We start from the raw sequence: 13227 nt of genomic DNA, 5'->3' as shown, positions 1-13227 counted from the left end.
TTAACTGACTGGCATTACTGCCAAAGCGGGGTTTTTTATTGGATAAGAATAATAGACCTCTTGCGAAAGTATTATTTTAGACTTTGATATTTATTTAAAAATCAACGCTTATCACTGATTAAATTTTGACTAACGCAAGAGATACCGTCTGAAACGTCAAGCAAATTATCGAAAATTCATGCTCAATAATCTGCTTGATAAGGCTGTTGGTGTTTGAGTACACCATAACAAAGATGAACCAACTTTCTCATTGCAGCTCCAATCGCCATCATTTTGGTTTTACCATTAGCTAATAATCTTTCATTCATCCCTTTAATATGAGGATTATGCCGAGTTGCGACAATGGCTGCCATATATAAACCGGCACGTATTTTGGAAGAGCCCGCTTTGGATAAATGGCTTCTGCCATGAATGGAGCTACCTGACTGCTTTTGAGTGGGCACCAAGCCAACAAAGGCGGCCGCTTGACTAGCTCTTTCAAAAGTATGACTGCGCAAGAAACTGAGCATTAATAAACTAGTTCGATCTGCAATGGCTGGAATACTGCTGAGCAGTTCTTTATCATTTTTTAAATCAGGATTCTGATCAATGTGATCATCAATTTGTTGGTCGATACCCTGAATATGTTTGTTTAACTGTTCAATACTCTTGTGGAGAGACTGAAGTACAGGTTCCATCGTGAAGGTAGACTCTGCTTTTTCCAAACGATTCTTTTCACGTTGTAAATCTTCACAAAGAACAGCTCTTCTATCCAGTAAAGCATTCAGCAATTGAATATGTTTGGGTAAAGGTTGCCAAAAATGTAGATTGGCAGTCATCGCAAATCGAGCTAGAACCTCACTATCTACCTTGTCTGTTTTATTCAGCTTAGACATACTCTGAGCAAAATATCGAGCTCTGGCAGGATTGGTTATAGAGACTTGATAGCCCTCATCAAATAAATATTTAGCCAAGAGTTCATGATAAATAGATGTTGCTTCCATTAAGATAATGGTCTGCGTAGAAGTTGCAGCATGCTGGTTTAGCCAGATTTGAAGTTGCTCAAAACCTTTTGGTGTATTTGAAAAAGTTTTGGTTTTTCTTTTTATTTGCAGAATTTTCTAAAATTAAACAGCAATCAATTTTAGCTTTAGCAACATCAATACCAAGATAAAACATAATCTTTACCTACTTTAATTATTCAATTATTGTTTTAGCATAACCACCGTCTTTTCTTGTGAATGCAGCATCAAAGTGCTTAGTTACCGTCCAGAGTTGTGCAAGTGGTTAGGGCAAATTGTAGGTTTTATCTCTTGCACAGACTAAAAGTGTTAGGTCTATTACAAACTCTACAATTTGCATATAGTGGAAGCTAATCACTACAACCTCCAAGATACAAGGTCTAATGATTTTATATAAATATGTTGGCTTTGATGCTGGTTTAAAAATATTAGAAACAAGTACTTTAGGCTTTTCTTTGCCGCGCGATTTTAATGATCCATTTGAGGTGACGGCTTTAGCTTTAATGGGGGAAACGGTAAATGTTGGTGTAGAAACGCAAGCTGTAAGAAGTCGGTTTATCAATAAATATGCAGTATTGTCTTTAACTCGAGCCCCTTAAATCCTTTAATGTGGTCTCATTATGCAGATAGTCATAAAGGAATGGTGATCGGGATTGATACAGAGAAGGCAGGTTTAGAAAGTTTTGAAAATTATACGATACCTGCTCAGAGAGGAGAGATAATTTATGTGAATACAGTGCCACAATAATTAATTCAATAGATGCCGTGCAATTAATGCAAATTGGAAGTAAGCATCATATATGGTGGGAATCTCATGAGAGATTACTAAAACATGCTGTTATTTATAAGCAATTATGTTGGGCGTATGAAGAGGAGGTTAGGATAATGAAATGTTTGGGGAGTGAGGAATACCATTCTTATCATTCAAAGGAAGATAAGAGATTTGAGTTGGATGGAGAGCAGTGGGAAAGAAAATATATTGGTTCAAGAAGTATATTCTTAAAAAGCATCCCATCAGATGCATTTGTTGAGATATATCTTGGGGAAAATAGTTATCGTGATCAAAGAAGGAAGTATGATAATTTAATCGATGGTTATAAAGTTCCTAAAATTTTACAGTTAAAAGAATTTAGTCGGAATAATAATATTGAATTATTCACTGTTTTAGTTGATACAGAAACATGGTCTTTAAAAAGAAAAATTATTAATTCAGTTGATTTAGATTAAATAGCTGTAATTGTGGTAGCGGTTCATATATTAGAGTTCTTTTATAAATTGTATTAGTTCAGACTTGATCAGCCAATCTTTGACATGACCTACAATTCTTGAGGCTGTTGGCTCTGAAACTCCGTAACTCGTAGTAACGTGAAATAAGGTTCGGTATTCTCGCCAATAGCTTAGACAGAGCAGAATCTGATCCTTAATACTTAACTTGGGCGGTCTGCCTTGAGTTAAAACATGTTTCTTCAATTGATCAACCATTAAATAAAAAGTTGACCATGATATGCCTGTATATCGCTTAAACTGTGTTTCTGAAAACTTTTTGAATCGATGTGTTTCATTCATAAATTAGGCACGAATGCCAAGAAAATTAGAGGACGAATATTAAGCAAAATAGTGTTCAATTTTTATTTATGAAAGAAGATTATTGTATATTAACATATTGTTTTTTTAGTTAATTTATATTAATTATTGCTTTTTAGAAAGTTTTTCATAGCTAAGAAAAGTCTTGATGTGTGAAAAAGAAAGCAAAAGTTTCGACAAAATCACACATTTCTTAAATAAAGTTGCATAATTTACAACTATTTGTAAATTTCGTAACTTTGTTTTATTTTTTTGTAAGTTAAGGTAAATTATAAAAAAATAATAAAATTAGTGGTTTAATTGTTTTTTATAAAATTTAAAGATTATTTTATTCTTTTTATTTGACATAGTTAGAAATATTTTTAAATTGTATCAATTTATTTTTTGTCTTAACCTTTTATAAGTATAGGATTAAATTTTTTAAAACAAATAAAAAAACAAAAATAGAGAGTAGTATTGTGAATAATAAACTTTTGCATATTTTTAGGTCAAAGATAATAAGATAAGTTAACGGTTACTTAACTTTACTCATAATAATAAGAGTTAAAGCGTAATCGTTAAAATAACTACATATACATATTCTTTTATTAAAAAGAAATGGAGAAAATCATGAACAAAATTACACAATCGGCATTAGCGGCATTAGTTCTTGGTGCTTGTTCTACGGCATCTTTTGCAGAAGATGAAGCAGCTCGAGGTGGTTATCATCCTCCTAAACCACCAATTGACTGGAGTAAATGTAATACTTTAGGCTGTGAAAAAGAAATTCCAATTTCACTTAAAATTAATAAGAAATGTGTTTTAACTGGTGGAAATGCAATAGTATTATCTGCTGCTGGTGGAACCCAAACTACAAATTATTCAATTACAACAAATACCCCTTATGTTCTAAATTTACAAACTGCAAATGCCGGTGCTAATAATACTACGTTTGTTAAACATGAAACAGATGCATCTAAAACAATTGCTACAACAATTGTGACGACTAAACAAGGTGCTGCAGGTGCTGTTCCATTTGGTAATTCAAATCATGCTGGTCAAGCAGTTGATAATTATACACTTGCAGTTACCAATACTGCAGTTGATGCTACACAGTTAGCAGGTAATTATACCGATCGCTATCTAATTAAAGCTTACTACTAATTTATTTAATCAACCTAACCTGATATTTATGTTGGGTTAGGTTGCCTCATTATACTTTTAAATGGAAAATTATAATATGAGAAAAACAACTATATTATTTTTTTTATCTTTTTTTTATTTTTCTGGCGGGAAGGCGGATGTTGCAATTGATCCAGTGCAAATGTATATATTTAATGATAAAAAACAAAAAACAACAACACTTACTTTAGAGTCTATAAATGAAGTAGAAAAAAAGATATTTGAGGTGAAAGCATTTAAATGGGATCAAAATGATAAAGGTGAAGATGTGTTGGAGAAGGATGATACTCTTATAATTAATCCAAGAAATTTTATTTTAAAACCTAATGGGAAACAAGTTATACGTGTTGGTTCTAATCGTCCAATAGTATCTGTATTGGATGGTCGGGAAGAGGGTACCTGGCGCATTGTAATTGAGGAATTACCTCAACCTGTAAAAGAATCATCTATTACTTTCTTGATGAATTTTAACCTGCCATTATTTATTGGAAAGCAAGATAACTTAAAATTAAATTTTAATATTGAGAATGATAAGCTTATAGTTAAAAATAAAGCAGAATCTCATATTCAAATTTCAAAGTTACAAATTTTAGATTCTAATAAGAAAGAAGTTTTTACTAGTAATAATATGAAATATGCACTTAAAGATAAGAGTATTTTTTATGAGTTGGAAGGCGTTAAAATAAATAATCCTCGTAATTATTTTGTTAAAGTAATGACAGATAAGTCGCATGAGGAAATAGAGTTAAAGCTTATGGATTAAAATTATAATTAAGGATTATATTATGCAGTTAAATAGAAAAATAATTATTCTAGTTAATATTTTATTCTTATGTAATGCTAATGCTAACCAGAATCCTGATGATGAATTTTTTGCTAATCTTTGGATAAACGAGCTTGATCATAATATAGATATTATTTTAATAAAAAGTGATGATAATTTTTACATAGAGTGCAATATATTGTCGGAACGAGATATTGATATATCTAAATTATCAAAAATGGCTTCTCGGGATGAGTTTTGTCTTATTTCGGACCGGAATATTCAATCTAATTTCGATGCCTCTAAGCAAACAATTAATCTCACCATACCTACCCAACTGTTTAAATCAAGTACACAGATCTCCCAGTTGCAGACTATGCCAGAGAGAGCCAGTTTTGGAGGTTTCGTAAATTATGATTTTACCTATTTAAATTCAAAAATAGACAGAGAAACGAATTCTTTATATAACGGCCTGACAGATCTGGGTGTCTTTAAAGACTATTGGATTTTTAAGAACTCAATAGCATATTATAATCATCCTTTGAATGAGTATTTTACTCGACTCAGTACTAGTATTGACTTTGAATTTCCTAAAAGTATGACTCAGCTTACTTTAGGAGATACAACTACAGTATATAATCCATTAATTAATTCTTTACGTTTTGCCGGTTTAAACTGGGGAACTAATTTTACTGAGCGACCAAATTTTATTTATTGGAATACTCCAATCTTACAGGGAAGTGCGCGTGTTCCTTCTACAGTTGATTTGTATATTAATGGGGTAAGTATATATAGCCAAAGAGTCAGTCCTGGTGATTTCAATCTTCAAACTGGTGCACAAATTCAACAGGCAGGAAATGCACAAATTATTGTTGAAGATGTATTAGGGAATAGGAGTGTACAAAGTTTTCCTATTCTGGTGACGAATCGACTATTAAGATCTGATCTTAGTGAATATAATGTTTCATTAGGAAAGTTGCGTTATAACTATAATATAGAAAGTAATGACTATCGTAATTTTTTCTCTAACCTTTATTATCGTTATGGGGTATCTAATTGGACAACACTTGGTTCTAATTTTTCTTATAGCGAAGACTTGCAAAATTTAGGCTTTCTATGGACTCAAGCTATTAGTCATTATTTGGTTTTGGATAGTGTAGTTCAAGCTTCACACGATGAACTTAATAATTTTAATTATTCATATGGATTATCTGCTGCAAAGGATTTCGGAAGAGTTTCACTTGGTGCAAGTGCGAAATATACAGAAAGAGATTTTAAATATTTAGGTGATGACCTGGATAATTTTTATAGTTATCCTAAGTATGAATATTTAATTTATGGGGGAATGAGCAATATTCCTCTCTTGCATAATATTTATTTGAATTATGCTGCCCAGAGTTTTCATCAGCAAGAAATGCGCGTGGAAGATGAGATTCCTTCATTTTTTCAAAATGATCGTAAAACTTTAAATTTAGGGTTTAATCGTCGGCTAGGTAGGAAGGGAAGCCTAGGTTTGAGTTATTTTAGCTCATTTGGTAATGATCGGGATTCTGGAGTTGTCTTATCACTTAGCTATAGTTTTGATGATGATAAAGCAGTTTATTTTAGTCATTCAACAGATGAAAGAACTAAATTGCAATTTGTAAAAAGTAATCCTAATCAGGTTGGATTTGACTATGAAACAGGTGTAAATAGACTCGAAGATGAAACACTATATAATTTCAATGGGCGATTGAAAACAGATGTTGGGGATTTAGGTTTTTATCATATAGAGGGAGATAATGAGTCTGAATCACAATTAAACTATCGTGGTGCGGTTGTTTTTCTTAATAATAAATTCAATTTTACCAAGTTGGTTGATAATGCATTTTCTGTTGTTAGTGTGGGAGATTATCAGGATGTCGATGTTTTAAGGTCTTTATCTGTAGTAGATAAAACGAATAAGAAAGGCTATACCTTTGTTCATGATATTATTCCTTATGTAAATTATGATATTGGTTTTGATCAGAATCAATTACCAGTCGAAGATAAGATTCCTTATGCAACCAAGAGGCTTACTGCTTTAGATCAGCGGGGGTATATTATTAATTTCCCTATATATAATACAAAACAGGTCACGATTTTGCCTGTAGATAGTAATAATCATAAATTCACAGCTGGTTCAGAGTTATATATCGATAATGATGGTGGGGAGGTTTATCCTATCTCATCGAACGGTACGGTCACTCTATATGGGCTTATTCCAAATACTTACAATATTAAAATCATCAGCACCGAATCTAAAACTTGCTTTGCACAATTGACGGTTACAGAAAATCAAAAAGAAGAAAGCGGACTATCTACGCTTATCTGTAAATAAAGGATGAAAAATAATGAAACTTAAATTTACTGTACTTGTGTTCTCTCTATTATTAACCAGTCTAAGTCATGCCCAACGTTGTCAGATTGATCGATCGACAGCATCAGAACTCAAATTGAACTCCTCTTATCTGAGCCAAGCTGCGACTTCTTTTATCGTAAGGTGTGATAGTAGTTATGCTATTCAATTTAATTCTAGAAACTTAACCAGCACTAATGGCAGTAGTTATTTGGTTAATGAGCACAATCATAAAATAAGAACACAAATGTATATTTCTGGGGCGACCTCATCCCGTTGGAATATGCCGATATCCCAACCGGCAACTAGCCTAAGTAAATTTATTGTATTGGTACAACTAGCTGAACAACCTTCTGCTTTGACCCCAGCTGGAGTTTATAAAGACAGTTTATATGTGGATCTTATCTACTGAATTCTTTTAGTTGGCTCTTAAAAGAGAATTGGATTTTGGTCTATTTAAGTCCTTTAACCAGATTTTGAAGCTTTCTGACTGGATTTTTTAGGCATGAGCTATGGTTATGAATAGGTGAGTTAATTTACTCTTAATTGTTAGCCAAGTTAATTAGATATCTCTATAAGTACATCAACTTCCGAATAAAATGAGAGAAGGGGGGTAATATCATTAAAATGCAATAAATAAGCATTAGACTTTAGCTTAAAATATAATCACATAGGTGTGATATGGAACAGCCCTGCACCTCAGCGTTATCGAAAAAAATGTCTGCACTTCAAAATATTAGCTTTGACTTAAAACAGTTGCGACAGCAAAAAACAAAAATGACCCTGCCTTTGGAAGAGTTGACTCGTCCTCGTCTCAAAATAGCCATTGTGACTGAAACCTGGTCTCCTGAAATCAATGGGGTTGCCCATGCTTTATTGCAACTGTGTAAAGGATTACAAAAACAGGGACATAAGATTTTATTAATACGTCCAGAACAACGACAAGCCTGTAACGATTTTAAACCACATAGTGAATGTCTGGTTAAAGCGCATTGCCTTCCTAAATATAGCAATTTGCAGTTTGGTAGACCGCAATTTCTAAAAATCCATCAAGCTGTTGAAATTTTTACACCTGATATTATTCACATTGTGACCGAAGGCCCTTTGGGTCTGGTAGCTCAACAGCTTGCAAAATTCCATAAAATTCCAGTCTCTAGCGGTTTCCACTCATCATTTCAGGAATTTAGTCGGTTTTTTGATTTGGCTTTTTTACTGAAGCCAATTCAAGGCTATTTAAAGTGGTTTCATAATAATACTGATTTGACCTGTGTCCCGAGTCGAAGCACGGCTCAAGCCTTGAATCAGTTTGGTGTAACTTGTCCCTTGGCAGTTGTGGGCAGAGGCGTCGATCCAGATACATTTTCACCAAAGTGGCGATCACCAGATTTGCGCTATGCTTGGGGAGTTTCAAACGAGACCCGGGTGATGTTGTATGTCGGACGGCTTTCTCCTGAAAAGGAAATTGACGTGCTGATCAAGACCTATTTTGTGCTGCGCCAAGTTCGTCAGCAAGATATACGTTTGGTAGTGGTTGGAGATGGGCCGGATCGCACTCGACTGCAACAACTGAATCAGGATGGCAGTATTGTTTTTACCGGTAGCTTGACAGGAGAAAAACTGTCAGCGGCGTATGCCAGTGCAGATGTATTCTGTTTTGCCAGTCAGGTTGAAACCTTTGGAAATGTGGTATTGGAAGCGATGGCCAGTGGCTTGCCAGTGATTGCTTATGATTATGCTTGTGCAAACTTGCATGTGCAGCATGGTGAAACGGGATGGTTGAGCAGACTTGGACATCAGCGGGGTTTGATTCAGCAGATGCTCGGACTGCCTGATCTGCAAAGATTACAGCAAATGGGTGCACAGGCACGTAAAAAAGCCGAAAAAGTAGGCTGGCAATATCCAGTCCGGCAATTTGAACAGGCACTGTATTCACTGGTACAGCAACAGGAATACAGGATATAAAACAAGAAAGGAGCACCAGTGTGAAACTCCAGAATGTAAAGATTAAATTTTTAGAAATCGATTTGAAAGGCTGTGTTTATCTGAATCATTTTTCGCATTCAGTCCGTATTGCCACTTTTTTTAAAATGATTAGCCGCTTAGGAAATGGTGCATTTTGGTATTTCATGCTGCTACTGGTTTGGATCATGCAAGGCTTGATCTATACCGTGCAGATTGTTTATCTGATTTTGGGAAGTACTATAGGTACTATGATTTACAAGGTGCTTAAAATCAAAACCGTACGGCCACGTCCTTATCAGGTGCATCAGGTGATCCGTTTGGGTGAGCATCCACTGGATCATTTCAGTTTTCCTTCCGGGCATACCTTGCATGCCGTGATGGCAACCACCGTTTTAGGTTATGTCGCACCTTTATTACTGATGCTGATGTTGCCTTTTACGATTCTGGTCGCAGTGTCCCGAATGGTGTTGGGATTACATTATCCAAGTGATGTGGCAGTTGGCGCAATTCTGGGTGGCATGATGGCAATTGCCATTGTCCTGACCGCACCTTATCTGAATATTGTGCTGTAAAAATAAGTGAAAGCCGGAGCAAAGGCTCGCAGATTTTCACAGATTTGTTAAAGTACAGCATCAAAGCAATTATGGTGAGAAATAGAGATGGGTTTACGTTGGACTGACACGCTCGATATCGCGATTGAACTCTACGAAGCGCATCCAGATGTGGACCCGCAGTGGATTCGTTTTACTGATTTACACGCCTGGGTGTGTGCCTTGCCTGAATTTGAAGATGATCCGACCAAGTCTACCGAAGGTCTGCTTGAAGCCATTCAAATGGCATGGATTGACGAGGCACGCTAAGCCCTCATCTTAAAAAAGCATTTTTTTACAGATGAAAAGCAGAAAAATGCGCATTATCTCGGTATAATGCGCCAAATTTTCATGTCAACAATTGACTTAAGGAGCCTATCATGGCTATCGAACGTACTTTATCTATCGTAAAACCAGACGCAGTTGCTAAAAACCACATCGGTGACATCTTTGCTCGTTTCGAGAAAGCTGGTCTTCAAATTGTTGCAACTAAAATGAAACATTTGACTCAAGCTGAAGCTGAAGGCTTCTATGCTGAGCACAAAGAACGTGGTTTCTTTGCTGACCTAGTTGCATTCATGACTTCTGGTCCAGTTGTTGTTTCAGTTCTTGAAGGCGAAAACGCTGTTCTTGCTCACCGTGACATCCTTGGCGCGACGAATCCTAAAGAAGCTGCTCCTGGTACTATCCGTGCAGATTTCGCTGTAAGCATCGACGAAAACGCTGCTCACGGTTCTGACTCTGTAGCATCTGCTGATCGTGAAGTTAACTACTTCTTCGCTCAAACTGAGATTGCTCCACGTACTCGTTAATTCGCAGTATTCAAGCCAGATAAGTGTTATTATACTTATCTGGTTTTTTTATTCTCTGAATAATTCTTTGCTCACATATTGAGCTTCTCCTTTTATCTTTAGACATGGTTTAGGTAATACACATGAGTACTGAAGCAGTCGCTGTATCAGCAGTTTCTGAGCCGCAGCAACACACTCCATCCGCTCCAGCACAGGCAAATACTGTCGAGAAAGTGAATTTACTTGGCATGTCACGTCCGCAAATGGAAAAATTCTTTGAGGACATGGGTGAGAAGAAGTTTCGTGCCGGGCAGGTGATGAAATGGATTCACCAGTTCTTTGTGACTGATTTTGCTGAAATGACCAATATTTCCGGCAAACTGCGTGAAAAACTGGAAAAGATTTGTGAAATTAAAGCGCCTGAAGTGGTGCATAAAAACTATTCTAAAGATGGTACCCGTAAATGGGTATTCCGTGTTGGCGACGGTGAAGGTTCCCTCGTCGAAACCGTATTGATTCCTGCTGAACATCGCAGTGGTTTACGTCACACTTTGTGTATTTCTTCACAAGTGGGCTGTGCACTGGACTGTTCATTCTGTTCGACCGGTAAACAGGGTTTTCAGCGCGATTTGACCCAGGCAGAAATTATCGGTCAGCTCTGGATGGCAAACTATTCCTATATGGAAGATGTGCCTGTACTTGAGCGTGAACGTTCAGTCACGAACGTGGTGATGATGGGCATGGGCGAGCCATTACTCAACTACGATGCAGTATTGAATTCAATGCGCATTATGCTGGATGACTTTGCATACGGCATGTCAAAACGTCGTGTGACTTTATCGACTTCTGGTGTGGTGCCGAAAATCGATCAGATGGTCAAAGATATTGACGTGGCGCTGGCTATTTCATTGCATGCGCCAAATGATGAACTGCGTAATGAGCTGGTGCCGATCAATAAAAAATATCCGCTTGAGCAGCTGATTGCAGCATGTCAGCGTTATATTGCCAAAGATGGGAATGAAAGTTCACGTAAACACGTGACGATTGAATATGTGATGTTAGATGGCGTGAATGATCATCCTGAACATGCGCAGCAAATGATTAAGCTGTTAAAGAATTTACCAAGCAAGATTAATTTGATTCCTTTTAATCCGTTCCCGCATGCGCCATATGGCCGCTCAAGCCGCAACCGGATTATTTCTTTCCAAAAAACTTTGTCTGATGCCGGTTTTGTGTGTACGATTCGTCAGACACGCGGTGATGACATTGATGCCGCGTGCGGACAGTTAGTCGGACAAGTTGCTGACCGTACCCGTCGTGCGGAACAGTGGAAAAAGAAAATTGCGCAATCGAATGAGATCATGCGCTCACAAGGATAATAAGAGGTCGCCAGTTGAGAAATCTAACATCAAAGTTTGCTTTGATTTCAACAGTATGTGTGTCTTTGGTTTTAGTCGCGTGTCAGACGCCAGATCTGGGTCAGAAAGACCCTGAAAAGGCCACCAAAGTCCGTACCCAATTGGCGGTAGAATATCTGAGAACAGGTGACCTGGATGCAGCTAAACGTGCGCTGGATCAGGCACTTGAAAGCAGTCCGCGTGATTCTCAAGCGAATATGATGATGGGCGTGCTATTGCAGCAGGAAGGTAGTAAGCTCAATCTCGAAAAAGCAGATCATTATTTCAAGCGTGCGATTTCGGCAGATCCGAAAAATGCACAGGCGCGAAATAATTACGGCACTTATTTATATCAGCTTGAACGCTATAATGATGCGATTGAGCAGTTTCAAATTGCCGGTGCCACTTTAGGTTATGATCAACGTTTCCGTGCATTGGAAAATATGGGACGGATTTACCTGAAACTGGGTGATACAGCGAATGCTGAAAAATCATTCAAACAGGCGCTACAAGCCAATCGCGATTCTTATATTTCAATGTTAGAGTTGGCAGAAATATTTTATTTGAACCAGCAGTTCCCGGCTGCGACACAAATGTATCAACAGTTTGTACGTGGTGTGGGACAGAAAAATCAGGGTGCCCGTGCACTCTGGATTGGCATTCGCACTGCGCGTGCCGGGGGTGATCAGTTGGGGATGCAGGTATTGGTCAACCAGTTACGTGCACTTTTTCCTGAAAGCCAGGAATACCAACGTTATTTGCAATTACAGTACAGTACTGAGGCCGTATGGAAGTAAATCCTAATTCACCATCGAATCATTCGAGCGTAGCTCCAAATGCGTTAGGAAATATTCAACGTCCGGGCGAGTACTTGCGCCAGATTCGTATCAATCAGCAGCGCAATCTGGAAGATGTAGCGAAAGAGCTGAATATCCCGGTCAAAACCCTGACTGCACTGGAACAGGACGAATATAAGTCTTTGCCTGAAGCGACCTTTATTAAAGGTTATTACCGGACTTATGCCAAATTTCTGGGTGTAGATGCGTCTAGTATTATTCAGCGTTTTGATGAAATTTATACCAATGATACCGGGTTGCTGCCGAATCATGCCCTGAACAATTCTCCTATTAAAATTATGGGGAAATTGCCAGGTTCCAAGCGTGACCGCAATCGTAAGTGGTTAAAGCGCATTTTTATTACGCTGGTATTGCTACTGATTTTGGGCGCACTGTTTGCCATGATTCAGAACTGGTCGAGCAGTAATTCACAAAATAGCAGTGAAGTCTCTGGAGTAGGCGCTTCTAATGTCGAGATTCTGAATCTGGATACAGGTGCCGCACTTTCCGGTGATCAGCTGAAACTTGATTTTAACCGTCCGACTTCGGTGCATATAGTCGACTCGGCGGGTAATGTTCTGGCAACAGGCCGTCAGGCATCGAGCTTGCAGCTGAATGGTGAAGCGCCATTCCAGATTCGTCTGGATGATGCATCGGCTGTATCACTCAGTTTAAATAATGAAAATATTTCATTGTCACCCTACACTGTGAACGGAAAAGCAGAATTCCGTTTATCACCTTAATAGATCAAGAGTAGAGCAGAAC

At 37.3% G+C, this 13227-nt stretch carries 15 protein-coding genes and 1 pseudogene; 14 read left to right on the top strand and 2 right to left on the bottom strand.

Going from position 1 to position 13227, the window contains the following annotated elements; genetic code table 11:
* Positions 1–182: 182 nt before the first annotated feature.
* Positions 183–1158 (bottom strand): annotated as a pseudogene (locus tag BFN00_RS03250) (IS110 family transposase).
* A gap of 226 nt (positions 1159–1384) precedes the next feature.
* Between BFN00_RS03250 and BFN00_RS03245 the strand changes: the two are divergent.
* From BFN00_RS03245 to BFN00_RS16115, 3 genes are all read left to right on the top strand, one after another.
* A complete protein-coding gene (locus BFN00_RS03245; protein ID WP_228284845.1) occupies positions 1385–1600 on the top strand; it encodes a hypothetical protein in 216 nt (71 codons plus the stop codon).
* Between the two features lie 8 nt (positions 1601–1608).
* On the top strand, positions 1609–1749 hold the full coding sequence (locus tag BFN00_RS16120; protein WP_228284846.1) for a DUF2971 domain-containing protein: 141 nt from the start codon (positions 1609–1611) through the stop codon (positions 1747–1749).
* A gap of 137 nt (positions 1750–1886) precedes the next feature.
* The gene (locus BFN00_RS16115; RefSeq protein ID WP_249449779.1) at positions 1887–2228 is read left to right on the top strand and encodes a hypothetical protein; all 342 of its coding nucleotides are present in this window, start codon (positions 1887–1889) and stop codon (positions 2226–2228) included.
* A gap of 30 nt (positions 2229–2258) precedes the next feature.
* Here the strand turns inward: BFN00_RS16115 and BFN00_RS16335 are convergent, their stop codons facing one another.
* On the bottom strand, positions 2259–2483 hold the full coding sequence (locus BFN00_RS16335; protein WP_373687391.1) for a helix-turn-helix domain-containing protein: 225 nt from the start codon (positions 2481–2483) through the stop codon (positions 2259–2261).
* Between the two features lie 711 nt (positions 2484–3194).
* Here BFN00_RS16335 and BFN00_RS03230 point away from each other — a divergent pair.
* From BFN00_RS03230 to BFN00_RS03180, 11 genes are all read left to right on the top strand, one after another.
* The gene (locus BFN00_RS03230) at positions 3195–3728 is read left to right on the top strand and encodes a hypothetical protein (protein ID WP_071850440.1); all 534 of its coding nucleotides are present in this window, start codon (positions 3195–3197) and stop codon (positions 3726–3728) included.
* A gap of 76 nt (positions 3729–3804) precedes the next feature.
* The gene (locus tag BFN00_RS03225; protein WP_071850439.1) at positions 3805–4509 is read left to right on the top strand and encodes a fimbrial biogenesis chaperone; all 705 of its coding nucleotides are present in this window, start codon (positions 3805–3807) and stop codon (positions 4507–4509) included.
* A 22-nt stretch (positions 4510–4531) separates the two neighbouring features.
* Positions 4532–6868 carry a fimbria/pilus outer membrane usher protein gene (locus BFN00_RS03220; RefSeq protein ID WP_071850438.1) on the top strand — a complete coding sequence of 779 codons (2337 nt, stop codon included), beginning with the start codon at positions 4532–4534 and terminating at the stop codon, positions 6866–6868.
* Positions 6869–6881: 13 nt separating this feature from the next.
* The gene (locus BFN00_RS03215; protein ID WP_004647457.1) at positions 6882–7298 is read left to right on the top strand and encodes a hypothetical protein; all 417 of its coding nucleotides are present in this window, start codon (positions 6882–6884) and stop codon (positions 7296–7298) included.
* Positions 7299–7567: 269 nt separating this feature from the next.
* Entirely contained in the window at positions 7568–8848 is a 1281-nt protein-coding gene (locus BFN00_RS03210; RefSeq protein WP_044109961.1) for a glycosyltransferase family 4 protein, read from the top strand.
* A 20-nt stretch (positions 8849–8868) separates the two neighbouring features.
* Positions 8869–9420: a phosphatase PAP2 family protein gene (locus BFN00_RS03205; protein WP_071850437.1), complete on the top strand. Its 552-nt coding sequence runs from the start codon at positions 8869–8871 to the stop codon at positions 9418–9420.
* Between the two features lie 87 nt (positions 9421–9507).
* Positions 9508–9708: a Fe-S cluster assembly protein IscX gene (iscX, locus tag BFN00_RS03200; RefSeq protein WP_004278360.1), complete on the top strand. Its 201-nt coding sequence runs from the start codon at positions 9508–9510 to the stop codon at positions 9706–9708.
* A gap of 110 nt (positions 9709–9818) precedes the next feature.
* Positions 9819–10250, top strand: coding sequence for a nucleoside-diphosphate kinase (gene ndk / locus BFN00_RS03195; RefSeq protein ID WP_004647460.1), 432 nt, complete (start codon positions 9819–9821; stop codon positions 10248–10250).
* 122 nt (positions 10251–10372) lie between these two features.
* Positions 10373–11608 (top strand): dual-specificity RNA methyltransferase RlmN, encoded by a 1236-nt coding sequence (rlmN, locus tag BFN00_RS03190; protein ID WP_071850436.1) that lies wholly within the window; start codon positions 10373–10375, stop codon positions 11606–11608.
* 14 nt (positions 11609–11622) lie between these two features.
* Positions 11623–12423, top strand: a complete 801-nt coding sequence (pilW, locus tag BFN00_RS03185) for a type IV pilus biogenesis/stability protein PilW (RefSeq protein WP_071850435.1) — start codon at positions 11623–11625, stop codon at positions 12421–12423.
* A complete protein-coding gene (locus BFN00_RS03180) occupies positions 12414–13205 on the top strand; it encodes a helix-turn-helix domain-containing protein (protein ID WP_004647463.1) in 792 nt (263 codons plus the stop codon). Before pilW ends, BFN00_RS03180 begins: the two co-directional genes overlap by 10 nt.
* Positions 13206–13227 lie beyond the last annotated feature (22 nt).

Origin of the sequence: Acinetobacter sp. AR2-3 (assembly GCF_001878775.1) — a bacterium.
GTDB classification, from domain to species: domain Bacteria; phylum Pseudomonadota; class Gammaproteobacteria; order Pseudomonadales; family Moraxellaceae; genus Acinetobacter; species Acinetobacter lwoffii_D.
This window is presented reverse-complemented; position numbering and strand designations above follow the sequence as displayed.